Here is a 21,020-nt window from a genome sequence, read left to right as displayed (position 1 = left end):
CGTGCAGCCGAAGCGGCTCGGTCGTGCGGCCTGCCGATCACCCGGCCTGCCGGCGTGGGCCGCGCGGTCAGGCCGGTTCGAAGCGGTTCGCGGCCACGTTCTTGCGGACCGTGAGCGGGTCCCAGATGCGTCCGTTCATGGCGATGTAGACGCCGGCGGACAGTGACTGCACCGCGCCCACCGCGGTGCCGATGTTGAACTCGGCGTCCGAGCCGCGGAAGCGCGCCGGGTTGAGCGCACCGGTCAGCACGATGGTGCGGTCGGCCAGCGGCGCCAGCGCCTTCGCGGTCTCGACCATGGTGTCGGTGCCGTGGGTGACCAGCACGTGGCGCGTGGCCTGCGCCGCGATGGTGGCGCGCAGCAGCTCGCGGTCGCCGTCGTCGATGTGCAGCGAATCCTTGCGCAGGATCGGGATCACGCGGAAGCGGAAGGCCACGCCGAGTTCCTCGAGGATCCGGCCGATCTGCGGCTCACCCACCTGGAAGTCCGACTTGTCGTCGAAATAGACCTTGTCGATCGTGCCCCCGGTGGTGACGATCAGCAGTTCTTCCATCGTGCGTGTCCTCGATTGCGGCAGCCGTGACCCGCATCGCGCGGGCCGGGTGCGCATTCTAGTCGTTCGCGGCGTGGCGCTTGCCGCGGCCGGCGAAGCGCGCCTGCAGTCCCGGCCAGCTCGAGGCCACGATGATGCCCAGCGCCAGCAGCACCTCGCCCAGTGCGTAGCCGCGCCCGTCCGCGCGCTCCCACGCCAGCATGACGCCGTGGCAGAACCACCCCAATCCCAGCACGCCGGACCAGAAGGCCGCGGTGCGCCGCCCGGCCAGCACGCCGATGGCCAGCAGCAGCGGCGGCAGCGCGAACACCGCCAGCGCCTGCAGGTAGCGCGCGTCGCCCGCGAACCAGGCCGCGAACAGCGCCGCCAGCGCCAGCAGCAGGGCGGCAAGCACGCGCCCGGACGTCGTCGCCGGCATCAGCCCAGCCTCGCCGCCAGGGCGGCGATGCGCCGGCCGAGAGCGCGCGCAAGCCTGGCCTCGTCCTCGCTGGGCGTCGGATCGTTGTCGCCGCCGGCGACGTGGCTGGCGCCGTAGGGCGTGCCCCCGGTGCGCGTGGACGACAGCCCCGGCTCGGTGAAGGGAATGCCGGCGATGACGCAGCCGTGGTGCAGCAGCGGCAGCATCATCGTGAGCAGGGTCGACTCCTGGCCGCCGTGCTGGGTGGCGGTGGAGGTGAACACGGCCGCCGGCTTGCCCACCAGGGTGCCGCTGGCCCATTCGCTGCCGAGGCCGTCGAGGAAGTGCTTCATCGGTGCCGCCATGTTGCCGAAGCGGGTCGGGCTGCCGACCAGCAGGCCGGCGCATTCGGCCAGGTCGCGCAGCTCGACGTAGGGCGCGCCGTCCTCGGGCACCGGTGGCTGCGTGGCCACGGTCACCGGCGCCACCGGTGGCACCGTGCGCAGGCGCGCGGACATGCCCTCGACCTCGCCGACGCCGCGCGCGATCTGCCGCGCGAGCGCGGCGACCGAGCCGCCGCGGCTGTAGTACAGGACCAGGATCTCGGGCATGGCGACTCCTCGCGGGGCCGGGAAGCATAGCCGCAGCGGCCCTGCGCGCGCTGCGATGGGGCCGGTGCGATCGGTTAACCTCGCCACGATGGAGCCACTGGATTCGCTCAACCGCTGGGCCGACCGCCTGCGCGACCGCGCGCGCGCGCTGACCTTCGCGCGCTTCCTGTGGCGGCGCTTCCTCGACGACCGCCTGTTCGAGGCCGCCGGCGCGCTGTCGTTCACCACGACCTTCGCCCTGGTGCCGCTGTCGATGGTGGTGTTCGGGGTGCTGTCGGCGTTCCCGGTGTTCGAGGAGTGGCGCGACCTGCTCAGCGAGTTCGTGTTCGCGAACTTCGTTCCCAGCTCCGCCCAGGGCATCCGCGACTGGCTGATGTCGTTCTCCGAGAACACCGGCAAGCTCACCGCGGTCGGCGTGATCGCGCTGGTGGTGTCGGTGCTGGTGACCCTGGTCGGCATCGAGGCGGCGTTCAACCGCATCTGGCGCGTGCATACTGCCCGCCCGCAACTGTCGCGCTTCCTCGTCTACTGGACCGTGCTGACGCTCGGCGCGCTGGTGGCGGCGGCCAGCCTGTCGGTGCTCGGGCGGCTGTTCGCCCTGGACGTCTTCCGCAGCGGCGCCGGGCAGTGGCTGCAGGGGGCGATGCTGGACGCGGCGCCGGTGGTGATCGAGCTGCTGGCGTTCGCGACCATCTACCGCGTGGTGCCGCATCGCACGGTGCAGTGGCGCCACGCGTTCGCCGGCGCCCTGGTGGCGGTGGTGCTGCTGGAGATCGGCCGGCGCCTGATCAGCCTCTACCTCGGCAGCTTCAACGCCTACCAGAACATCTATGGCGCGGTGGCCTTCGTGCCGATCTTCCTGCTCTGGCTGTACCTCGGCTGGGTCAGCATCCTGCTGGGAGCTTCGTTCGCGGCCTCGGTCTCGGCCTTCCGCTACCAGCCGGCCCACCTGCGCCTGCCGCAGGGCTACGAGATCTACGCGATGCTGCGCCTGCTGGACCGCTTCCGCGAAGCGCGCGCCACCGGCGGCGGCCTGCACAGCGACGAGATCCTGGAGTGCGAGCCGGTCCTGACCGACGCCCTGGTGCAGGAGACCCTGGGCCAGCTGGCCTCGATCAACGTCGTCCGCCGGGCGGAGTCGGGCGAGTGGCTGCTCGCCCGCGACCTCGACGCGCTGACCCTGGCCGAGCTCTACGAAGCCGGCCAGTTGCGCATCCCGATCGCCGAGGCCCACCTGCCGGGCGCCGACGACGCCCGCGGCGCCGCGGTGATCGCCACCATCGACGCGCTGCGCCTGCCGCTGCGCGACCTCCTGCGTCGCCGCGTCGGCGACTGCCTCGACCAGAACCGGACCTGACGCCATGCCGCTGCGCCACGCCCTCGCAACCTGCTTTGCCCTGCTGCTCCTCGCGGCCTGCCAGCCTGATCGCGAGGGAGTGGCCCAGGGGCCGGCAAGCGCTCCGTCCGCCGCGCAGGAACCGTCCGTTGATAACCCGGCGGGCGAGGCGACCGGGACGACCTCCAGCGAGGAGTTCCCGTCGCTGGTCGTGACCACGCTCGACGGCGAACGCTTCGACCTGGCCGAGCGTCGCGGCCGCTGGGTGGTCGTCAACTTCTGGGCGACCTGGTGCGCGCCCTGCCTCAAGGAGATGCCCGAGCTGTCGGCGCTCGACGCCATGCGCGAGCACGTGGAGGTGATCGGGCTGGCCTACGAGGAGACCGACGCCGAGACCCTGCGCGCCTTCCTCGCCGAGCGCCCGGTGGTCTACCCGGTCGCCATCGTCAGCACCTACGAGCCGCCGGCGGACTTCCCGACGCCCCGCGGCCTGCCGCTGACCGTGCTGGTCGCGCCGGACGGCCGGCGGGTCAAGGCCTTCCTCGGCCCGGTGACCGCCCTGGAGCTCGAGCAGGCCATCGAGGCTGCCGGCGGTCCCGCGCCCGGCGAGGGCGCGTAGCCGCGCAGGCGGGGATCGACCGACCGCGCAGCCGCGGCGCTCAGTCGCCGTCGCTGCCGTAGGGAGGGATCGGCTGCAGCACGCCGTAGCGCTCCGTGGACGGCGGCCCGGGCAGGGGCGCGAAGTCCGGCCTGTGTGCGGGGACGGTCACGTCCGGCAGGCGGTCGAGCAGGTGGCGGATCAGCGCCAGCCGTCCGGACTTCTGGTGGTTGAAGTCGACCAGGGTCCAGGGTGCGTGCGTGGTATGCGTCGCCGCCAGCATCGCCTCGCGGGCGCGGGTGTAGTCGTCGTAGCGCAGGCGCGCCTCGACGTCGATCGGCGACAGCTTCCAGGCCTTGAGCGGATCGTCCAGCCGCTCGGCGAAGCGCTTCTCCTGCTGCGCCTGGTCGCAGCACAGCCAGTACTTGAACAGCCTGATGCCGTCGTCGGCCAGCAGCTGTTCGAACGTCGGGGCCTGGGCCAGGAAGGCCTCCACCTGCCCATCGCTGGCGAAGCCCATGACCTTTTCGACGCCGGCGCGGTTGTACCAGCTGCGATCGAACAGGACGATCTCGCCTGCGGCCGGCAGGTGGCAGACGTAACGCTGGAAGTACCACTCGCCCTGTTCGCGTTCGCTCGGCCTGGGCAGGGCCACCACGCGGTACTGGCGCGTGTCCAGGTGCTCGGTGATGGCCTTGATCGCGCCGCCCTTGCCGGCGGTGTCGCGGCCTTCCATGACGATCGCGATGCGCTCGCCGCAGTGGCGGGCCCAGCGCGCCATCGCCACCAGCTCGTGCTGCATGGCCTTCAGCTCGGCCGCGTACGCCTTGCCCTTGAACGTCTTCACCTGTGCGCTCCTTCCCGTCGGTCCCCGGATGGGGCGGCATCCGCGCGCCGCGGTCAAGCGCCGTCGAGCCGGAGGCCGGCGGGCGGAAGCCCGTTCCGATGGCGCGCGGCCATCGCCCGGGCCATGGCCGCGAAGTCGCGCGCGAAGCCGGCCATGTCGAACAGGCCCGAGCTCCCGCGCAGGCCGGCCAGCCGCGCACGCAGCCCGGCCAGCCGCGCCGGGTCCCGGCCCAGCGCGGTGGCGAGCTCCACGTACGCCGCAGCGTCGGCCACGTTGAGCGCGCCCAGGCCCAGATGGTGGTTCAGGCTGCCCGCGACCCGCGCGGCGAAGGTGCGTCCGGGACAAGTCAGCACCGGGCAGCCGGCCCAGAGCGCGTCGGATGCCGTGGTGTGGGCGTTGTAGGGATTGCTGTCCAGGAACAGGTCGGCGAGCTGCAGCCGCGCGAGGTAGGCGGCGTGCGGCTGCTTGGCCATGAACACCAGCCGCGCGGGATCGATGCCCGCGGCCGTCGCCGCCGCGCGCAGACGGTCGTCGCCCCGGCCGGGGCCGGAGAGCAGCCAGAGCACGCTGCCGGGCACGCCGCGCAGCACCGCCATCGCGCGCATGAAGCTGGCCGGATTCATCTTGTAGCTGTTGTTGAAGCAGCAGAAGACCACGCCGGCGTCGGGCAATCCGCACTCGCCGCGCGAAGGCGGCGGTCCCGGCGCACGCCGCGTGTCGGAGGGCTGGAAGCAGCGCGGCAGGCGCGCAACGGCTTCCGAAAACCCCGTTTCCAGCGCCGTCGGCAGCACGACGTCATCGGCCAGCACGTAGTCGATCCACGGCGCGCCCGAGGTGCCCGGATAGGCCAGCCAGTTGACCTGCACCGGCGCCGGGCGCATGGCCAGCACGCCCGGCGCGCCGCCCCCGCCCCAGCCGCGCAGGTCGTGGAGGATGTCGATGCCCGCGTCGCGGATGCGCTGCGCCACCGCGGCATGGGGCAGGGCGGAGACGTCGTGCAGCGTGGTCGCGGCCTCCAGGCGCTGGCGGATCGCGCTGCCGTCGTCGGGGTTGAGCGCGAACAGGTGGGCCTCGAGCCCGGCTTCGGCACGCAGGGCTTCCAGCAAGGCCACGGTGAGCAGGCCGGTCGGATGCGCGCCGAAGCCGTTGGACAGGAAGCCGACGCGCAGGGTTCCGGCTGCGGCCATCGCGCGCGGTGGCAGCGGCCGCGCCTGGTGCGCGACCTGTGCCGCACTCAGGCGCGCGCAGCGCAGCTGCTCGACGGCGTCGCCGTCCTCGCTGAGGAACGCGAAGGGTTCGACCGCCGCCTCGCCGCGCGCGACGGCGCCGCGCACCTGTGCCGACAGCGCGTCCAGGCCGCGCCAGTCGCACAGCTTGCGGCGCCAGGCGAGGAGATGGGCGGCGATCTGCGCCGCATCCGGCGCCAGCGCGTGGGCCCGTGCATAGGCTTCGGCGGCGGCTTCGGCCTGGCCGGCGTCTTCCAGCACGTGCCCGAGCCACAGCGCGATCCCGGGGTGGCGCGGGGCTCCCCGCGCCGCCCGGGCGAGGCTGTCGACGGCCTCGCGGTGGCGGCCGCGCATCCAGTGCAGGCGGCCCAGCCGGGCCAGCGCTTCGGGATGGCCGGGCGCCAGGGCCAGCGCGCGCTGGACCGCGACCTCACCGGCCGCGGCGTCGCCGGCATCGAGTTCGGCGTCGGCCAGCACGATCCAGGCGACGGCATTGCCGGGGGCCGCCGCCGTGGCGCGGCGCGCGGCGTCGCGGGGATCGCGCGCGCCGGTCACGCGTCCCGCGGCCCCGGCCTCACGCCGCCTGCTCCGCCAGCCGCGCCAGTTCGTCGGCCTGGTGCTCGCGGGCCAGGCGGTCGACCAGCAGGTCGAGCGCGCCGTCCATCACGTTGGGCAGGTCGTACAGGGTCAGGCCTTCGATACGGTGGTCGGTGATCCGGCCCTGGGGATAGTTGTAGGTGCGGATGCGCTGGCTGCGGTCGCCGCTGCCGACCTGCAGCTTGCGGCTGGCGGCGGTGGCCGCGGCACGGCGGTCGGCCTCGGCCTGGGCCAGGGTCGCGCGCAGCCGCTTCATCGCCTTGTCGCGGTTGGCGTGCTGCGAGCGCTCGGTCTGCGATTCCACCACCACGCCGCTGGGGAGGTGGGTGATGCGGATCGCCGAGTCGGTCTTGTTGACGTGCTGGCCGCCGGCGCCGGAGGAGCGGAAGGTGTCGACGCGCAGGTCGGCCGGGTTGATCTCGACCGGCTCGCCTTCTTCTTCCACCGGGATGATCGCGACCGTGGCTGCCGAGGTGTGGATGCGACCCTGCGACTCGGTCTCGGGCACGCGCTGCACGCGGTGGGTGCCGGACTCGAACTTCAGCCGCGCGTACGCGCCCGCGCCCTCGATCCGGGCCACGGCCTCGCGCACGCCACCGTGTTCGCCGGGGTTGGCGGATTCGATCTCGACCTTCCAACCCTGGCGCTCGGCGTAGCGGGTGTACATCCGCAGCAGGTCGCCGGCGAAGATCGCGGCCTCGTCGCCGCCGGTGCCAGCGCGCACCTCGAGCCAAATGCCGCCGTCGTCGCGCGCGTCGCGCGGGACCAGCAGCGCCATCAGCGCGTCATCGAGCTCGGCCAGCCGCGCGGTGGCGGCGTCGACCTCCTCGTCGGCCAGCTCGCGCAGCTCCGGATCGGTGCGCATCGCCTCGGCGGCCTCGAGGTCGGCGCGCGCGCGGGTCTCGTCGGCGAGCGCGGCGGCGAGCGGTTCCAGCCCGGAGAACTCGCGCGACAGCGCGCGGAACCGGGCCTGGTCGGCGGCGATCGCGGGCTCGGCGAGCAGGCGCTCGAGCTCGTCGCGGCGCTCGGCCAGGGCCTCCAGCTTACGGCGCAGCGTCGGGAGCATCGGGGTTGCGGGGGTCGCGGGGGGCGTGGTCGGCAGGGGTGCCGGCGTCGGGCGGCAGCATGCGCGAGATCGCGTCCAGCATCGCGCCGTCCCCGCTGGCCGCGGCGTCGCGCAGGGCGGCGGTGGGCGGGTGCAGCAGGCGGTTGGTGAGGGTGTGCGCCAGGTACTCCAGCGTGGCTTCTGGCGACTGGCCCGCGGCCAGCTGCTGGCGTGCGCGTTCCAGAACGTCGGCGCGCACGGCGTCGCCGTGGGCGCGAAGCCGCCGGATCGGACCGCTGCGTGCGCCGGTGGCCTGCACGCGCGCATAGCGCGCCACCTGCAGGTCGATGATCGATTCCGCGGCGTCGGCGGCCTCGCGGCGGTTGCGGCGGTTGTCCTCGACCGCGCGCTCGAGGTCGTCGACCGAGTAGAGGTAGGCATCGCGCAGCTGGCCGACTTCGGGCTCGATGTCGCGGGGCACGGCCAGGTCCAGCAGCAGCATCGGCCGCTGCCGGCGTGCGGCCAGCGCCGCCTTGACGTCGGCGTGGCGGATCACCGGCTCGCGGCTGGCGGTCGCCGACAGCACGATGTCGGCCAGGTGAAGGTGGTGCTGCAGCTCTTCCAGCGGCAGCGCGGTGCCGCCGTGGCGGTGCGCGAGTTCCTCGGCGTGGCGGTACGTGCGGTTGGCGATGACCAGCCGCTTCACCCTGGCGGCCGCGAGGTGGCGCGCCGCGAGCTCGATGGTCTCGCCGGCGCCGACCAGGAGCGCCACCGAATCCTCGGGTCGCGCGAAGCTGTCCTGGGCCAGGCGCACCGCCATCGAGGCCATCGACACCGGGCTGTTGCCGATCCGGGTCTCGGTGCGCGCGCGCTTAGCGGTGACGAAGGCGTGCTGGAACAGGCGGTCGAGATGGCCGCCGAGCGTGCCGGCGCCGCGCGCGGCCGCCCAGGCCTGCTTCACCTGGCCGAGGATCTGCGGCTCGCCCAGCACCATCGAGTCCAGGCCGGTGGCGACGCGGAACAGGTGGCGGGCGGCGTCGTCGCCGGCGTGCCGGTACAGGTAGGCCTGCAGCGAGCCGGCATCGCCCATCGGATCGTCCGGGTGCGTGGCCAGCCAGTTCACCAGCGCGCGCCCCTCGTCGTCCGCCACCGCGTAGAGCTCGGTGCGGTTGCAGGTCGACAGCAGGGCCACCTCGTGCACGCCGGGCAGGCCGCGCAGGTCGGCCAGCGCGCGCTCCAGCCGGTCGCTGGCAAACGCCACCCGTTCGCGCAGTTCAACCGGCGCGGTCTGGTGGTTGAGGCCGATGGCGAGGAGGCTCATGTGCTCGGGGTGCTTGCGATAAAGTGCTGGCATGACACGGCCTCATTTTACGGTGCCTGCGCCTCCCGCGTCCGGGACCCCGGTTGGCGGGCATTCCGCCCGGCTCCGGACCGCGGTCGGGACCCTCGTCGTGGCCCTCTGCCTGGCGCTCCCGGTGGCGCCCGCGGCCGCGCGCGGGGCGCCGGCCACGCCGCCGCTGCGCGAGGTGCTGGCGGCGGAGTTCGCGGTCTCGTCGGGGCGACCGGAAGAGGCCGTCACCTGGTACCTGCAGGCGGCCCGCGCCGCGCCCGGCGACGCGGCGCTGGCGTCGCGCGCCACCCAGTACGCGCTGATGGGCCGCGACGACGCTGCGCTGAAGGAAGCGCTGGCGCTGTGGAGCGCCCGCGCGCCGGAGTCGCTCGGCATGCAGGGTGCCCGCGCCACGCTCGCCCTGCGCACCGGCCGCGCGCGCGTCGCGCGCCGTGAGCTGGAGTCGATGCTGCGCGGCGGCGGGGCCCGCGGCTGGCTTGCCGCCTATAGCGTGCTCGGCACCGGCAGCCGCGACCCCGAGCTGTCGGCCCGGGTGCTGGGACAGCTGTTCGAGCGCGACGTCCTGCCGACCAGCCCCATCGCCCTGGCCGCGGCCGGGCAGCTGGCGCTTGGGCTCGGCGACGACGCGCTGTTCGGGCGCATCGACGCGGTCGCCCGCGAGCTCCATCCCGGCGATCCGGCGATGGGCCTGCTGCGCGTCAGCCACCTGCATCGCGCCGGCCGCAGCGCCGAGGCCCGCGCGGTGCTCGACGCACTGGCCGCCGGCGGTGCCGCGGGCCCGCGGATCCGCGAGCGCATCGCGCTGGGCTATGCCGAGCTGGGCGACCCGGCCGCCGGCGCCGCCCTGCTGGCGGCCAATCCCGGGCCCGACACCGATCTCGGCCAGCTCGCGCTCCGTGCCTCGCTGCTGGCCGATGCCGACGACAAGCAGGCCCTGGCCGCGCTGTACCAGGGCCTGTCCGCCGGCGCCGAAGTCCCCAACCCTGCGCGCCGGCTGCTGCTGGGACAGGTGGCCGAATTCCTGGAGCGTCCGGGCGAGGCGCTGGACTGGTACCGCAGCGTGCCGGGCGGCACCGAGCGCGACACCGCGCGCCTGCGCGAAACCAAGGTGCTGCACGACCTCGGCCGGAAGGACGAGGCCTGGGCCGCCCTGGGCGCGCTGCAGCAGGACGCCGCGGCCAACGAGCGCCTGCGCCGGGACGCCTACCTGATGGAGTCCGAGCTGCGGCGCGCCGACACCGACGGCGCCGCCGAGCTCGACGCCCTGGCACGCGGCCTGGCGGCATTCCCGGACGAATCCGCCCTGCTGTACGCGCGCGCCCTGATGTGGGAGCGCCGCGACGACATCCCGCGCGCCGAGGCCGACCTGCGCCGCATCCTGGTCGCCGAGCCGGACAGCACCGCCGCGCTCAACGCGCTGGGCTACACGCTCGCCGACCGCACCGACCGCTACGCGGAGGCACTGGAGCTGATCGAGCGCGCGCGCATCGCCGAGCCCGCCAACGCCGCGATCATCGACAGCTACGGCTGGGTGCTGCATCGCCTGGGCCGCAACGAGGAGGCCCTGGTGGAGCTGCGCCGGGCCTTCGTGCTGGAGAAGGACGCCGAGATCGCCTCCCACGTCGGCACCGTGCTGTGGCAGCTGGGACGGCGCGACGAGGCGCGGGAGTGGTTCGAGCAGGCCCGCGCGATCGACCCCGACAACCGGTCGCTGCGCCGCGCACTGGAGGATATCGGCGCATGAGGACGCTTCGGTTCGTGATGGTGCTGGCCTGCACGGGCCTGCTCGCGGCCTGCGCGACGCGCCCGCCGGCGCCGGCGCCGCTGCCGACCCTCGATGCCGCCGCGCAGGCGGGGGCCGAAGCCCTGCAGGCCGATCGCGCCCGGGCGCTGTCGGCGATGCCGGCCTGGAGCCTGTCCGGACGGGCCGCGATCACCCGCGCCGGAAAGGGCGGCAGCGGGCGCATCGAATGGCAGCAGGACGGCGCGGCGTTCGCGGTGGCGCTGGCCGCGCCGGTGACCCGGCAGAGCTGGCGGCTCGCGGTCGACGACGATGGGGCCCGGCTGGAAGGACTCGACGGCGGTCCGCTCAGCGGCCCGGATGGCCAGTCCCTGCTGTTCGACGCCACCGGCCTCGAAGTGCCCGTGGACGCGCTGGGCGCCTGGCTGCGCGGGCTGCCGGCCGACGAGGCCGTGCACGGCCCGGCGCGCATGGCGTTCGGTGCCGACCTGCTGCCGGCGCGGCTGGAGCAGGGCGGCTGGAGCATCGACTATCGCGCCTGGCGCCCGCAGGACGGCGCGGCGCCCGCGCTGCCGCTGCGCATCGACGCCCGCCGCGGCGACGCCGGCGTCCGCCTGGTGGTCGATACCTGGAGCGAGGCCGGCCCGTGACGGCGGCCGGGTGGTCGGCCTGGCCCGCGCCGGCCAAACTGAACCTGTTCCTGCGCATCACCGGGCGACGTCCGGACGGCTACCACGAGCTGCAGACCGTGTTCCGCCTGCTCGACTGGGGTGACACGGTGCATCTGCGTCCGCGCGAGGACGGCAGGATCGTGCGACACGGCGGTGACCTGTCGGACGTGCCCGAGGCCGCGGACCTCAGCCTGCGTGCAGCGCGATTGCTGCAGGACGCGTTCAACGTCGCCCAAGGTGTCGACATCCGCGTCGAAAAGCGCATCCCTACGGGTGGTGGGTTTGGCGGGGGCTCTTCGGACGCGGCCACCGTGCTGCGCGCGCTGGACGCCCTCTGGGGCCTCGGCGCGGACGTCGATGCGCTGGCGGCGCTGGGTGCGCGCCTCGGCGCCGATGTCCCGGTCTTCGTCCACGGCCACAGCGCCTGGGCCGAGGGCGTGGGGGAGCGGCTGCGGCCGCTGGACCTTGCACCGGCCTGGTACCTGGTCGCCGACCCCGGCGTCCACGTGGCCACCGCGGCCCTGTTCCAAGCCCCTGAATTGACGAGGGATGCCGCGCCCGCGACAATGGCCGACTTCGCTTCGGGTGCTCCGCTCGGCAATGCGTTCGAACCGGTGCTGCGTCGCCTGGAACCCGCCGTCGAGGCCGTGTTCCAGGTGCTCGCGCGCGCCGGCACGCCACGCCTCACCGGGACGGGCAGCGGTTGCTTCGTCGAGTTCGCCGCGCGCGAACCCGCCGAGGCCGCGCTCGCCACGCTGCCGCCAGGGTTTCGCGCCCGCGTGGTGGCGGGCGTGTCGCGATCGCCGCTGCTGGATGCACTTGCGGCCGGTTCACCGCAGGGGCGTCGCCAAGTGGCCCAAGGCACCGGGTTTTGATCCCGGCATCCGCAGGTTCGAATCCTGCCGCCCCTGCCAATCCTTCGTCGTCCCAGCGTCCAGCGGAGTAGTCCCGTGAAAAAGGAAGATGGCAACCTGCTGATCTTCTCCGGCAATGCCAACCGCCCGCTGGCCCAGGCCGTCTGCCGCGAGCTGGGTGTGCGGCCGGGCAAGGCGCTGGTCTCGACGTTTTCGGATGGCGAGGTGCAGGTCGAGATCGAGGAGAACGTGCGCCGCCAGGACGTGTTCGTGGTGCAGTCGACCTGCGCGCCGACCGCCGAACACTTCATGGAACTGATGGCGCTGATCGACGCGCTCAAGCGCGCCTCGACCTCGAGCATCACCGCGGTGGTGCCGTATTTCGGCTACGCCCGCCAGGACCGCCGCATGCGCTCCTCGCGCGTGCCGATCACCGCCAAGCTGGCCGCCAAGATGTTCACCGTCGCCGGCGCCGACGGCCTGCTGACGATCGACCTGCACGCCGACCAGATCCAGGGCTTCTTCGACATCCCGGTCGACAACGTCTACGCCTCGCCCCTGCTGCTGGCCGACATCTGGCGTGCGCACGGCACCGACAACATGGTCGTGGTCAGCCCCGACGTCGGCGGCGTGGTGCGCGCGCGGGCGATCGCCAAGCGCCTGGACGACGCCGACCTCGCGATCATCGACAAGCGCCGCCCGAAGGCCAACGTCGCCACGGTGATGAACATCATCGGCGACGTGGCCGGCAAGACCTGCGTGCTGGTCGACGACATCGTCGACACCGCCGGGACGCTCTGCGCGGCCGCCGCGGCGCTCAAGGCGCAGGGCGCGACCAAGGTCGTGGCCTACTGCACCCACCCGGTGCTGTCGGGCGCGGCGATCGACAACCTGACCCGCTCACAGCTCGACGAGCTGGTGGTCACTGATACCATTCCGCTTTCCGACGCGGCCCGCACCTGCGGCCGCATCCGCCAGCTGAGCGTTGCGGAGCTGCTGGCCGAGACCATCCGCCGCATCGCCGGCGGCGAGTCGGTGAGCTCGCTCTACGTGGACTGACGGCCTCCGGGCCGCGCGCGTCCGCATCCGTGTGTTCCGGCTCCCCTGGTCGCGGGGGAGCCGTCTTTCCGCCGCGAGGCGGGCCAATCCAGCAAGTGAGTAACCAACAATGAGCAACCAGAAGATCACGGCCACCAGCCGCAAGGACGAGGGGAAGGGTGCGAGCCGCCGCCTGCGTCTCACCGGCAAGGTCCCGGCCATCATCTACGGCGGCGACAGCGCCCCGCAGAGCATCCAGCTCGACCAGGAAAAGACCTGGGTCGCCAGCCAGCACGAGTGGTTCTACGCCTCGATCATCGACCTCGAGGTCGACGGCAAGGTGGAGCCGGTGCTGCTGCGTGACATGCAGCGCCATCCCTACCGCCAGCTGATCATGCACCTGGACTTCCAGCGCGTGAACGCCAAGGAAGCGATCCGCGTCAGCGTGCCGCTGCACCTGGTGAACGCCGAGACCTCGCCGGCCGGCAAGACCGCGGGCGTGGTGCTGACCCAGGAGCTGAACGAGGTCGAGGTGGTCTGCCTGCCGGGCGACCTGCCCGAGTCGATCGAAGTCGACCTGGCGAAGATGGAGATCGGTGGCACCGTCCACCTGTCCGAGGTCGTGCTGCCCAAGGGCGTCGAACTGGCGACCAAGCTCGACGGCGACCACAACCCCGCCGTCGCCGTGGCCCGCCACGCGCGCGTCGAGGCCGAGCCGGAAGGCGAGGGCGAGGGCGACGGCGAGGTGCCCACCAGCAAGCAGGACGCTGGCGAGGACAAGTAAGGCGCTGCGCGCTGGCGCTTCCTCCGGGGAGCGCCGGCCCGCGCCGATGCGATGGACGGCATCCGCCTCATCGTCGGGCTGGGCAACCCCGGCCCGGAACATGCACGGACCCGGCACAACGCCGGGTTCCGTCTTGTCGACACCCTGGCCGAGCGCGGGGGCGAGCGCTTCAGGGTCGACGGCAAGCTGTTCGGCGAGACCGCGAAGCTGCGGATCGCCGGCCACGAGGCCTGGCTGCTGAAGCCGGCCACGTTCATGAACCTCAGCGGCAAGTCGGTACTGGCCGCGCTGAATTTCTGGAAGATCCAGCCGGAGCAGGCGCTGCTGGTCCACGACGAGCTGGACCTCCCGCCAGGCACCGTCCGGCTCAAGTTCGACGGTGGCCACGGCGGCCAGAACGGGCTGCGCGACACCATGCGCCTGCTCGGCCACGGCCGCTTCCACCGCCTGCGCGTCGGCATCGGCCATCCCGGGCACAAGGACCGGGTGACCGGCTGGGTGCTGGGGCGGGCGTCGCCGGACGACGACATCCTCATCGGGCGCGCGATCGACGACGCGCTCGACGTGCTGCCGCTGGCCATGGCCGGCGATTTCAACGAAGCCATGAAGCGGCTGCATACCAACAGGACCTGACACAGCTATGGGCATTACCTGCGGCATCGTCGGCCTGCCGAACGTCGGCAAGTCGACCCTCTTCAACGCCTTGACCAAGGCGGGCATCGCCGCCGCCAACTTCCCGTTCTGCACCATCGAGCCCAACGTGGGCGTGGTGCCGGTGCCGGACCCGCGCCTGAACGCCCTGGCGGAGATCATCAATCCGCAGAAGGTGATCCCGACCGCGGTCGAGTTCGTCGACATCGCAGGCCTCGTGGCCGGTGCCGCCAGCGGCGAGGGCCTGGGCAACAAGTTCCTGGCCCATATCCGCGAGGTCGACGCGATCACCCACGTGGTGCGCTGCTTCGAGAATCCCGACGTCATCCACGTCAACAACCGCGTCGACCCCCTCGCCGACATCGACACCATCGACACCGAGCTGGCGCTGGCCGACCTGGAATCGGTGGACAAGGCCCTGCAGCGCGCCGAGCGCTCGGCCAAGACCGGCGACAAGGACGCCAAGGCGCGGGTCGAGGTGCTGGCGCGGGTGCGCGCCGGGCTCGACGCCGGCACGCCGGCGCGCGCGCTGGGGCTTTCCGAGGACGACCGGGCCGCGGTGCGCGACCTGTTCCTGCTGACGCTGAAGCCGGTGATGTACGTGGCCAACGTGCTCGAGGACGGCTTCGAGGGCAATCCGCACCTGGATGCGGTGCGCGCGCGCGCGGTGGGCGAGGGTGCCGAGGTGGTGCCGGTCTCGGCCGCGATCGAGGAGGAGCTGAGCCAGCTCGACGACGCGGACCGCGACGAGTTCCTGCGCGACCTCGGCCTGGACGAACCCGGCCTGAACCGCGTCATCCGCGCCGCCTACAACCTGCTCGGGCTGCAGACCTACTTCACCGCCGGGGTGAAGGAAGTCCGCGCCTGGACGGTCAGGGCCGGATCGACCGCGCCGCAGGCGGCGGCGGTGATCCATACCGACTTCGAGAAGGGCTTCATCCGCGCCGAGACCATCGGCTACGACGACTTCATCCGCTACCGCGGCGAAGCCGGCGCACGCGAGGCCGGACGGCTGCGCCTGGAGGGCAAGGAGTACCGCGTGCAGGAAGGCGACGTCCTGCATTTCCGCTTCAACGTCTGAAAGCGATCACAGGCGTTGACAGCCGCCTCGCGCGCCGTCAAAATCGTGGGCTGTTTCACCGGCTTGTCTTTTGCTGGAGGGATACCCAAGCGGCCAACGGGGGCAGACTGTAAATCTGCTGGCTTACGCCTTCGGTGGTTCGAATCCACCTCCCTCCACCAGTTCATCCCCGGCGCGGGAGTAGTTCAACGGTAGAACCTCAGCCTTCCAAGCTGATGGTGCGGGTTCGATTCCCGTCTCCCGCTCCACCGCGGGGTATCATTGGAAACCCGGCGCCAGGGTACAACTCACGCTCACGTAGCTCAGTCGGTAGAGCACCTCCTTGGTAAGGAGGAGGTCACTGGTTCGATTCCAGTCGTGAGCACCATCTTCGGGCCGCAGCCGAACGCGCGGCCTTCCACCCAACAGTTCAACGAGATACGCAATCATGGCCAAGGGTAAGTTCGAGCGCACCAAGCCCCACGTGAACGTGGGCACGATCGGTCACGTGGACCACGGCAAGACGACGCTGACGGCGGCGCTGACGAAGATCGGTGCGGAGCGTTTCGGCGGCGAATTCCACGCCTATGACGCGATCGACAAGGCGCCGGAAGAGAAGGCGCGTGGCATCACGATCTCGACCTCGCACGTGGAGTACGAGAGCCCGAACCGCCACTACGCGCACGTCGACTGCCCCGGGCACGCCGACTACGTCAAGAACATGATCACCGGTGCGGCGCAGATGGACGGCGCGATCCTGGTGTGCTCGGCCGCTGACGGCCCGATGCCGCAGACGCGCGAGCACATCCTGCTGGCGCGCCAGGTCGGCGTGCCGTACATCGTGGTGTTCCTGAACAAGGCCGACATGGTCGACGACGCGGAGCTCCTCGAGCTGGTCGAGATGGAAGTGCGCGAGCTGCTGTCGAAGTACGACTTCCCGGGCGACGACACCCCGATCATCCACGGTTCGGCGCTGAAGGCGCTGGAAGGCGACCAGTCGGACATCGGCGTGCCGGCGATCATCAAGCTGGTCGAGGCGCTGGACACCTGGATCCCGGAGCCGGAGCGTGACATCGACAAGACCTTCCTGATGCCGGTGGAAGACGTGTTCTCGATCTCGGGCCGCGGCACCGTGGTGACCGGCCGCATCGAGCGCGGCATCATCAAGGTGGGCGAGGAAATCGAGATCGTCGGTATCCGCGACACCCAGAAGACGACCGTCACCGGCGTCGAGATGTTCCGCAAGCTGCTCGACCAGGGCCAGGCGGGCGACAACGCCGGCCTGCTGCTGCGCGGCACCAAGCGCGACGACGTCGAGCGCGGCCAGGTGCTGTGCAAGCCGGGTTCGATCAAGCCGCACACGGACTTCGAGGCCGAGGTTTACGTGCTGTCGAAGGACGAGGGCGGCCGCCACACGCCGTTCTTCAAGGGCTACCGTCCGCAGTTCTACTTCCGCACCACCGACATCACCGGCGCCTGCGAGCTGCCGGAGGGCGTCGAGATGGTGATGCCGGGCGACAACGTGAAGATGGTGGTCTCGCTGATCAACCCGATCGCGATGGACGAGGGCCTGCGCTTCGCGATCCGCGAGGGTGGCCGTACGGTCGGCGCGGGCGTGGTCGCCAAGATCCTCAAGTAAGCCTATCCCGGCGGCGTTGCCGCCGTGATATGTGCTGCCGTTGATCCGGGCCTGCAAGCAGGCCGGATAACGCCAGCGGCCATCGGCTCACGCCGGCGGCCTGTGGTAAACGCCGGGGCGAGTCGGGAGCGGCTCGCCGTTGGCGTCTAAGAGGTGCCAAGTTTTTGTACACGCCAGTAGCTCAATTGGCAGAGCAGCGGTCTCCAAAACCGCAGGTTGGGGGTTCGAGTCCCTCCTGGCGTGCCATGCCGCAACGAGGGCGATAGCCACTTGAACAGCAGGGTTGAACATTCGAGGAACCACGCCTCGGCAGGCGACATCGCCAGGTACGTGGTTGCGGGCCTCCTGCTTGTCGGCGGGCTCGTCGCCTTCTACTGGTTCGAAGGCCAGTGGCCGATGCCGCTGCGCGTCCTTGCCGTGGTCGGCGGCGTCGCCGCCGCGCTGGTCGTGTTCCTGACCAGCACCAAGGGCTTCCAGACCCGGGAGTTCCTGTCCGAAGCCCGCTTCGAACTGCGCAAGGTCGTCTGGCCGACGCGCCAGGAAGCCATGCGCATGAGCTGGGTGGTGATGATCGTGGTGGTGATCATCAGCCTGATGCTGGCCGGGTTCGACCTGGTCATCCAGTGGCTCATCCGCCTGCTGCTCGGCAACTGATGGAGATGTCCGGTTTGGAAAGCGAGATCGTCAAGCGCTGGTACGTGGTCCATGCCTATTCCGGCTTCGAGAAGTCGGTGGCCCAGGCGCTGCGCGACCGCATCGTGCGCATGGGCATGGAAGAGAAGTTCGGCGACGTGATGGTGCCGACCGAAGAGATCATCGAGATGCGCTCCGGCCAGAAGCGCCGTTCCGAGCGCAAGTTCTTCCCGGGCTATGTCCTGGTCCAGATCGCCACCCAGGACGAGGGCGGGATTCCGCGCATCGACAGCGAGAGCTGGCACCTGGTGAAGGAAACCCCCAAGGTGATGGGCTTCATCGGCGGCACCGCCGCCCAGCCGCTGCCGATCCGCGACGAGGAGGCCGATGCCATCCTCGCCCGCGTGCAGGAAGGCGTCGAGAAGCCGCGCCCGAAGGTGCTGTTCGAGGCCGGCCAGATGGTGCGCGTCGTCGACGGTCCCTTCAACGACTTCAATGGCGTGGTCGAGGAAGTCAACTACGAAAAGAGCCGCCTGCGCGTGGCCGTGCTCATCTTCGGCCGCTCGACCCCGGTCGAACTGGAATTCGGGCAGGTCGAGAAGGCCTGATCCCCGGCCGCTTGGCCGGTCTACCGGAAGCTGCTATAGTGCGCGGCTTCCTGCCCGGAAACCGGGCGTTCGCATTGGCCGCCGCCCTGGCGGCCTTTGCGCGTGAAAACGCGACACCGGGACGCGAGATTCCCGGCCCGATGGGGAGCCTGACAGGCGTTCGCACCCGGAGAGGACAATGGCCAAGAAAGTAGTGGGTTACATCAAGTTGCAGGTCAAGGCGGGTCAGGCGAATCCTTCGCCGCCGGTCGGTCCTGCCCTGGGCCAGCGCGGCCTGAACATCATGGAGTTCTGCAAGGCGTTCAACGCCGCCACGCAGAAGCTCGAGCCGGGTCTTCCGACCCCGGTCATCATCACCGCGTACTCGGACCGCACCTTCACCTTCATCACCAAGTCGACCCCGGCTGCGGTGCTGCTGCGCAAGGCTGCCGGCGTCGCCTCGGGCTCCAAGCGCCCGAACACCGAGAAGGTGGGCAAGGTCACCCGCGCCCAGCTCGAAGAGATCGCGAAGATGAAGGAAGCCGACCTGACGGCGGCCGACCTGGAAGCAGCAGTTCGCACCATCGAGGGCTCCGCCCGTTCGATGGGCCTGTCGGTGGAGGGCTGAAGACATGGCACAGACCAAGCGACAGAAGACCATCAAGGCCGCCGTGGTTCCGGGCAAGGCCTATGGCATCGATGACGCACTGAAGATCGTGCAGGACAACAGCAAGGCCAAGTTCGTCGAAGCCGTCGACGTGGCCGTGCGCCTGGGCGTCGACGCGCGCAAGTCGGACCAGCAGGTCCGTGGCTCGACCGTGCTGCCGCAGGGCACCGGCAAGTCGGTGCGCGTGGCGGTGTTCGCCCCGGCCGGCGCCAAGACCGAGGAGGCCCTGGCCGCCGGTGCCGACGCCGTCGGCATGGACGACCTGGCCGAGAAGATGCAGGCCGGCGACCTCAACTATGACGTCGTGATCGCCACCCCCGACGCCATGCGCGTGGTCGGCAAGCTCGGCACGCTGCTGGGCCCGCGCGGCCTGATGCCCAACCCGAAGGTCGGCACGGTTTCGCCGAACCCGGGCGAGGCGGTCAAGAACGCCAAGGGCGGCCAGGTCCGCTACCGCACCGACAAGGCCGGCATCATCCACTGCACGATCGGCAAGGCCGACTTCGGCGCCGAGCGCCTGAAGGAGAACCTGCAGGCGCTGCTGGTCGACCTGGTGAAGGCCAAGCCGGCCACCGCCAAGGGCCAGTACCTGCAGAAGATCTCGGTCAGCTCGACGATGGGCCCCGGCGTCACCGTCGACCAGTCGACGCTGTCGCTCAAGTAATCAGCAAGTTTTGAGGGCATCGCCGAAGGCCTTGTGCCGGAGGCGGGGCCGTCAAAGACCGCAGGCGCGGCCTGCGCGGCAGCGACGACGGGCAGGGATGCTCGAACTGGCATGGATTCGCCGTCGTTGCCACCGCAGGGCGCTTAATCCTCGAACCGCGCGAGCGGGGACGGGCCTGCGCAGATGGTTGCCGACCCTCCCAAAGATCAAGACGTATCGATCCAGACGGAAAACGGCCACCAACGGGATGCCGCTTGCGGCGTCCCCGGCACCAAGGGACTGGTGCCGCCAAAGGACCGGCCCGGCGCGGATGCGCCAGGCCGGATTGCGAAGTACGGAGGAAGTGCAATGGCTCTCAATCTGAACCAGAAGAAGGAAGTCGTTGCCGAACTGGCCGAGGTCGCCGCGACGGCGCACTCGCTGGTTGCCGCGGAGTACGTGGGCCTGACCGTCGAGCAGTTGACCAGCATGCGCAAGAAGGCGCGCGCCGAAGGCGTGTACCTGAAAGTCGCGAAGAACACGCTGGTCTCGCGTGCAGTGGAGAACACCGATTACGCCATCGTCCAGGACGAGCTGACCGGTCCCCTGCTGTACGCCTTCTCGAAGGAAGACCCCGGCGCCGCCGGACGCCTGATCAAGGAGTTCGCCAAGGCGAACGACAAGCTGAAGCCGCGCCTCGTGGCGATCGGCGGGCAGAAGTACCCGGGCACCCATGTGGATGTCCTGGCTTCGCTCCCGACGCGTGACGAAGCGCTGTCGATGCTGCTCAGCGTCATGGTCCAGCCCGCCACCATGCTGGTGCGCGTGCTGGCCGAGCCGGCCACGCAGGTCGCCCGCGCTACGAGCGCGGTCGGCCAGCAGAAGGCTGCTTGAGGCAACAGTTCGGTCGACACCCGACCACAGACGTTTTCCAACATTAGATAACCAGAGGTATCGAGATGTCCCTTTCCAACGAGCAGATCATCGAAGCGATCAGCAGCAAGACCCTCGTCGAGGTGATGGAGCTGGTCCACGCGATGGAAGAGAAGTTCGGCGTGTCCGCCGCCGCCCCGGTCGCCATGGCCGCTGGCCCGGCCGCCGCCGCCGCTCCCGTCGAGGAGCAGACCGAGTTCAACGTCACGCTGAAGTCGGCTGGCGAGAAGAAGGTCGAGGTCATCAAGGTGGTCCGCGCGATCACCGGCCTGGGCCTGAAGGAAGCCAAGGACCTGACCGAAGCCGGTGGCGTGGTCAAGGAAGGCGCTTCGAAGGAAGACGCCGAGAAGATCAAGAAGGACCTGGAAGCGGCCGGCGCCACGGTCGAAGTCAAGTAAGCGTTGTCGCGTCGCCAGCGTGATCGGCGACCACCGGGGCTGGGGGCGAAAGCCCCCGGCCTTCGGCCGTTGTAGAGACTGTTGCAAGAACCGACACGAGTCGGCAGTTGGAAGTAGCGGGAGATGGCGTGCTGGTGCCGGCAATACCAGCGATTTCCAA

Annotated in this window: 23 protein-coding genes and 5 tRNA genes; 21 read left to right on the top strand and 7 right to left on the bottom strand. The window is 71.0% G+C overall.

Annotation, left to right across the window (positions count from 1 at the left end):
• Nucleotides 1–67: 67 nt before the first annotated feature.
• From JGR68_RS10745 to wrbA, 3 genes are read right to left on the bottom strand one after another with little or no spacing between them, the layout of a single operon-like run.
• The gene (locus tag JGR68_RS10745; RefSeq protein ID WP_199362926.1) at nucleotides 68–553 is read right to left on the bottom strand and encodes an asparaginase domain-containing protein; all 486 of its coding nucleotides are present in this window, start codon (nucleotides 551–553) and stop codon (nucleotides 68–70) included.
• A gap of 58 nt (nucleotides 554–611) precedes the next feature.
• Complete coding sequence (locus JGR68_RS10740) at nucleotides 612–971, bottom strand: DUF2069 domain-containing protein (protein ID WP_199362927.1); 360 nt, start codon at nucleotides 969–971, stop codon at nucleotides 612–614.
• A complete protein-coding gene (gene wrbA, locus JGR68_RS10735) occupies nucleotides 971–1,561 on the bottom strand; it encodes an NAD(P)H:quinone oxidoreductase (protein WP_199362928.1) in 591 nt (196 codons plus the stop codon). Before wrbA ends, JGR68_RS10740 begins: the two co-directional genes overlap by 1 nt.
• Before the next feature lie 88 nt (nucleotides 1,562–1,649).
• Between wrbA and JGR68_RS10730 the strand changes: the two genes are divergently transcribed.
• Together JGR68_RS10730 and JGR68_RS10725 are read left to right on the top strand one after the other, a co-directional pair.
• Complete coding sequence (locus tag JGR68_RS10730) at nucleotides 1,650–2,918, top strand: YihY family inner membrane protein (protein WP_199362929.1); 1,269 nt, start codon at nucleotides 1,650–1,652, stop codon at nucleotides 2,916–2,918.
• A 4-nt stretch (nucleotides 2,919–2,922) separates the two neighbouring features.
• Nucleotides 2,923–3,516, top strand: coding sequence for a TlpA disulfide reductase family protein (locus JGR68_RS10725; protein WP_199362930.1), 594 nt, complete (start codon nucleotides 2,923–2,925; stop codon nucleotides 3,514–3,516).
• Between the two features lie 40 nt (nucleotides 3,517–3,556).
• On the opposite strand, the gene ppk2 is transcribed toward JGR68_RS10725, so the two are convergent.
• From ppk2 to hemA, 4 genes are read right to left on the bottom strand one after another with little or no spacing between them, the layout of a single operon-like run.
• On the bottom strand, nucleotides 3,557–4,342 hold the full coding sequence (ppk2, locus tag JGR68_RS10720) for a polyphosphate kinase 2 (protein WP_199362931.1): 786 nt from the start codon (nucleotides 4,340–4,342) through the stop codon (nucleotides 3,557–3,559).
• Between the two features lie 53 nt (nucleotides 4,343–4,395).
• Nucleotides 4,396–6,123 carry a tetratricopeptide repeat protein gene (locus JGR68_RS10715; RefSeq protein ID WP_199362932.1) on the bottom strand — a complete coding sequence of 576 codons (1,728 nt, stop codon included), beginning with the start codon at nucleotides 6,121–6,123 and terminating at the stop codon, nucleotides 4,396–4,398.
• 19 nt (nucleotides 6,124–6,142) lie between these two features.
• Nucleotides 6,143–7,231, bottom strand: coding sequence for a peptide chain release factor 1 (gene prfA, locus JGR68_RS10710; RefSeq protein ID WP_199362933.1), 1,089 nt, complete (start codon nucleotides 7,229–7,231; stop codon nucleotides 6,143–6,145).
• Entirely contained in the window at nucleotides 7,209–8,531 is a 1,323-nt protein-coding gene (gene hemA / locus JGR68_RS10705) for a glutamyl-tRNA reductase (RefSeq protein WP_199362953.1), read from the bottom strand. The genes prfA and hemA overlap by 23 nt, the downstream gene beginning before the upstream one ends.
• A 130-nt stretch (nucleotides 8,532–8,661) precedes the next feature.
• Here hemA and JGR68_RS10700 point away from each other — a divergent pair, with 130 nt between their 5' ends.
• From JGR68_RS10700 to rplL, 19 genes are all read left to right on the top strand, one after another.
• Nucleotides 8,662–10,305: a tetratricopeptide repeat protein gene (locus JGR68_RS10700; protein ID WP_234446498.1), complete on the top strand. Its 1,644-nt coding sequence runs from the start codon at nucleotides 8,662–8,664 to the stop codon at nucleotides 10,303–10,305.
• A complete protein-coding gene (gene lolB / locus JGR68_RS10695; protein ID WP_199362935.1) occupies nucleotides 10,302–10,952 on the top strand; it encodes a lipoprotein insertase outer membrane protein LolB in 651 nt (216 codons plus the stop codon). Before JGR68_RS10700 ends, lolB begins: the two co-directional genes overlap by 4 nt.
• The gene (ispE, locus tag JGR68_RS10690) at nucleotides 10,949–11,848 is read left to right on the top strand and encodes a 4-(cytidine 5'-diphospho)-2-C-methyl-D-erythritol kinase (protein ID WP_199362936.1); all 900 of its coding nucleotides are present in this window, start codon (nucleotides 10,949–10,951) and stop codon (nucleotides 11,846–11,848) included. The genes lolB and ispE overlap by 4 nt, the downstream gene beginning before the upstream one ends.
• Nucleotides 11,811–11,887 (top strand) — tRNA-Gln (locus JGR68_RS10685). The genes ispE and JGR68_RS10685 overlap by 38 nt, the downstream gene beginning before the upstream one ends.
• A gap of 36 nt (nucleotides 11,888–11,923) precedes the next feature.
• Entirely contained in the window at nucleotides 11,924–12,886 is a 963-nt protein-coding gene (locus tag JGR68_RS10680; RefSeq protein ID WP_199362937.1) for a ribose-phosphate diphosphokinase, read from the top strand.
• Between the two features lie 109 nt (nucleotides 12,887–12,995).
• On the top strand, nucleotides 12,996–13,649 hold the full coding sequence (locus JGR68_RS10675; RefSeq protein ID WP_199362938.1) for a 50S ribosomal protein L25/general stress protein Ctc: 654 nt from the start codon (nucleotides 12,996–12,998) through the stop codon (nucleotides 13,647–13,649).
• Between the two features lie 51 nt (nucleotides 13,650–13,700).
• Nucleotides 13,701–14,282 carry an aminoacyl-tRNA hydrolase gene (gene pth / locus JGR68_RS10670; protein WP_199362939.1) on the top strand — a complete coding sequence of 194 codons (582 nt, stop codon included), beginning with the start codon at nucleotides 13,701–13,703 and terminating at the stop codon, nucleotides 14,280–14,282.
• 7 nt (nucleotides 14,283–14,289) lie between these two features.
• Entirely contained in the window at nucleotides 14,290–15,381 is a 1,092-nt protein-coding gene (gene ychF / locus JGR68_RS10665; RefSeq protein WP_199362940.1) for a redox-regulated ATPase YchF, read from the top strand.
• A 75-nt stretch (nucleotides 15,382–15,456) separates the two neighbouring features.
• A tRNA-Tyr gene (locus JGR68_RS10660) sits at nucleotides 15,457–15,542 on the top strand.
• 13 nt (nucleotides 15,543–15,555) lie between these two features.
• Nucleotides 15,556–15,629, top strand: a tRNA-Gly gene (locus tag JGR68_RS10655).
• Nucleotides 15,630–15,672: 43 nt separating this feature from the next.
• Nucleotides 15,673–15,748: transfer RNA gene (locus tag JGR68_RS10650), tRNA-Thr, on the top strand.
• 60 nt (nucleotides 15,749–15,808) lie between these two features.
• On the top strand, nucleotides 15,809–16,999 hold the full coding sequence (gene tuf / locus JGR68_RS10645) for an elongation factor Tu (protein ID WP_199363292.1): 1,191 nt from the start codon (nucleotides 15,809–15,811) through the stop codon (nucleotides 16,997–16,999).
• A gap of 170 nt (nucleotides 17,000–17,169) precedes the next feature.
• Nucleotides 17,170–17,245 (top strand) — tRNA-Trp (locus JGR68_RS10640).
• Nucleotides 17,246–17,269: 24 nt separating this feature from the next.
• Complete coding sequence (gene secE / locus JGR68_RS10635) at nucleotides 17,270–17,653, top strand: preprotein translocase subunit SecE (protein ID WP_199363274.1); 384 nt, start codon at nucleotides 17,270–17,272, stop codon at nucleotides 17,651–17,653.
• Nucleotides 17,654–17,658: 5 nt separating this feature from the next.
• Nucleotides 17,659–18,240, top strand: a complete 582-nt coding sequence (nusG, locus tag JGR68_RS10630; protein ID WP_199363275.1) for a transcription termination/antitermination protein NusG — start codon at nucleotides 17,659–17,661, stop codon at nucleotides 18,238–18,240.
• A gap of 178 nt (nucleotides 18,241–18,418) precedes the next feature.
• Nucleotides 18,419–18,847, top strand: coding sequence for a 50S ribosomal protein L11 (gene rplK, locus JGR68_RS10625; RefSeq protein WP_199363277.1), 429 nt, complete (start codon nucleotides 18,419–18,421; stop codon nucleotides 18,845–18,847).
• 4 nt (nucleotides 18,848–18,851) lie between these two features.
• A complete protein-coding gene (gene rplA / locus JGR68_RS10620; RefSeq protein ID WP_199363279.1) occupies nucleotides 18,852–19,550 on the top strand; it encodes a 50S ribosomal protein L1 in 699 nt (232 codons plus the stop codon).
• Between the two features lie 348 nt (nucleotides 19,551–19,898).
• Nucleotides 19,899–20,423 carry a 50S ribosomal protein L10 gene (rplJ, locus tag JGR68_RS10615; protein WP_199363282.1) on the top strand — a complete coding sequence of 175 codons (525 nt, stop codon included), beginning with the start codon at nucleotides 19,899–19,901 and terminating at the stop codon, nucleotides 20,421–20,423.
• A 65-nt stretch (nucleotides 20,424–20,488) separates the two neighbouring features.
• Nucleotides 20,489–20,860: a 50S ribosomal protein L7/L12 gene (gene rplL, locus JGR68_RS10610; protein WP_199363284.1), complete on the top strand. Its 372-nt coding sequence runs from the start codon at nucleotides 20,489–20,491 to the stop codon at nucleotides 20,858–20,860.
• Nucleotides 20,861–21,020: the final 160 nt, after the last annotated feature.

It is taken from the genome of Luteimonas sp. MC1750 (genome assembly GCF_016615955.1).
Classification (GTDB): domain Bacteria; phylum Pseudomonadota; class Gammaproteobacteria; order Xanthomonadales; family Xanthomonadaceae; genus Luteimonas.
Note: the sequence above shows the minus strand (reverse complement) of the source record. Positions and strands in the feature narration are given on the sequence as shown.

Bases quoted from the DNA above. Each gene is read 5' to 3' on its own strand.
- JGR68_RS10740 (WP_199362927.1), bottom strand. From the start codon at position 971: ATGCCGGCGACGACGTCCGGGCGCGTGCTTGCCGCCCTGCTGCTGGCG.
- ychF (WP_199362940.1), top strand. From the start codon at position 14,290: ATGGGCATTACCTGCGGCATCGTCGGCCTGCCGAACGTCGGCAAGTCG.
- rplJ (WP_199363282.1), top strand. From the start codon at position 19,899: ATGGCTCTCAATCTGAACCAGAAGAAGGAAGTCGTTGCCGAACTGGCC.
- lolB (WP_199362935.1), top strand. From the start codon at position 10,302: ATGAGGACGCTTCGGTTCGTGATGGTGCTGGCCTGCACGGGCCTGCTC.
- JGR68_RS10730 (WP_199362929.1), top strand. From the start codon at position 1,650: ATGGAGCCACTGGATTCGCTCAACCGCTGGGCCGACCGCCTGCGCGAC.
- rplK (WP_199363277.1), top strand. From the start codon at position 18,419: ATGGCCAAGAAAGTAGTGGGTTACATCAAGTTGCAGGTCAAGGCGGGT.
- wrbA (WP_199362928.1), bottom strand. From the start codon at position 1,561: ATGCCCGAGATCCTGGTCCTGTACTACAGCCGCGGCGGCTCGGTCGCC.
- hemA (WP_199362953.1), bottom strand. From the start codon at position 8,531: ATGAGCCTCCTCGCCATCGGCCTCAACCACCAGACCGCGCCGGTTGAA.
- tuf (WP_199363292.1), top strand. From the start codon at position 15,809: ATGGCCAAGGGTAAGTTCGAGCGCACCAAGCCCCACGTGAACGTGGGC.
- prfA (WP_199362933.1), bottom strand. From the start codon at position 7,231: ATGCTCCCGACGCTGCGCCGTAAGCTGGAGGCCCTGGCCGAGCGCCGC.
- pth (WP_199362939.1), top strand. From the start codon at position 13,701: ATGGACGGCATCCGCCTCATCGTCGGGCTGGGCAACCCCGGCCCGGAA.
- rplA (WP_199363279.1), top strand. From the start codon at position 18,852: ATGGCACAGACCAAGCGACAGAAGACCATCAAGGCCGCCGTGGTTCCG.
- nusG (WP_199363275.1), top strand. From the start codon at position 17,659: ATGTCCGGTTTGGAAAGCGAGATCGTCAAGCGCTGGTACGTGGTCCAT.
- JGR68_RS10725 (WP_199362930.1), top strand. From the start codon at position 2,923: ATGCCGCTGCGCCACGCCCTCGCAACCTGCTTTGCCCTGCTGCTCCTC.
- JGR68_RS10745 (WP_199362926.1), bottom strand. From the start codon at position 553: ATGGAAGAACTGCTGATCGTCACCACCGGGGGCACGATCGACAAGGTC.
- JGR68_RS10675 (WP_199362938.1), top strand. From the start codon at position 12,996: ATGAGCAACCAGAAGATCACGGCCACCAGCCGCAAGGACGAGGGGAAG.
- rplL (WP_199363284.1), top strand. From the start codon at position 20,489: ATGTCCCTTTCCAACGAGCAGATCATCGAAGCGATCAGCAGCAAGACC.